This is a genomic window from Enterococcus sp. 4E1_DIV0656 (assembly GCF_002140695.1).
Lineage (GTDB): Bacteria > Bacillota > Bacilli > Lactobacillales > Enterococcaceae > Enterococcus_D > Enterococcus_D entomosocium.
On sequence record NZ_NGLF01000001.1, the window covers coordinates 1 to 918 of the forward strand.

A 918-nucleotide genomic window follows, 5' to 3' on the forward strand; every position below is an offset into this window, starting at 1 on the left:
TGTGACCCGCCATGGATGCAGCTTCTTGCGAAACACCTTCCATCAAATCCCCATCGCCACATAAAGCGTAGGTATAGTGATCGATGACTTGATACCTGTCTCTTATACACATCTAGATGTGTATAAGAGACAGCTGCTAATACTTTGTCGCCAGGTGCTGATGCACCGAAGTGATCGATCGCGATCACTTTTCCATGGAAACCGGTGTAACGTTCCCAACCAAATGGGGAAGCCGCTTCGATCGCTACCCGTTTCTTCACTGCTTTTGGCAAGACGCTTTCTTTGTATTCTGAACTTTGTGCTTCAAACAAATCAAAGCTTGGTAAGGAGACCACCGATACATCGATGCCTTCTTCTGCCAATTTAGCTTGTGCTTGGACCGCAAGATTCACTTCAGAACCTGTGGCGATCAAAATCCCCGCTGGTGTTTCACCAGCTTGTTTTGAAATCACGTAGCCACCTTTTGCGACATTTTCATCCGCACCGGTTTGCGTGCCTTCGATCACCTAGATGTGTATAAGAGACAGGGTTCAAAGTCTTTTTCTGCTGCCACCATCGTGTTGTTGGAACCAGAAAGGTCAGCCGATCCACCCCAGAGACTAGGGACGGCTTGGGATAAGGCTTGGATCATCTCTTTGCTGGAAACCCGACTAGCTTGTGAGCTGCCAACTTCGTAGCTTGGTAATGTTGCATCCCAATCTGCTGGCAATTCACCCGCAAAGGCTTGTTTGCTGATCTCTTTGTGAAAAAACACCTGATTTTGAGTGGTGTAAAAAAAAATTCAGTAAGCTTATGTTTTTCCAGTTACTTGAAAGGGCTTCAATAAAGGGTATTACGTTAATCACCTGTTCTTTTATCAATTTGTGCAAAAAAAACGCTAAGCGATTTCGCTTAGCGTCTTGATCCTAGATACTTTTG

Annotated in this window: 2 pseudogenes; both read right to left on the minus strand. The window is 45.2% G+C overall.

The annotated features are described in order from the left end of the window. A pseudogene (locus A5882_RS20055) lies at nt 1-103 on the minus strand (hypothetical protein); the annotation flags it as partial. Beyond that, nucleotides 75-745: pseudogene (locus A5882_RS00010) on the minus strand (transketolase C-terminal domain-containing protein); the annotation flags it as partial. The pseudogenes A5882_RS20055 and A5882_RS00010, both read right to left, overlap by 29 nt. Between the last annotated feature and the right edge of the window lie 173 nt (nt 746-918).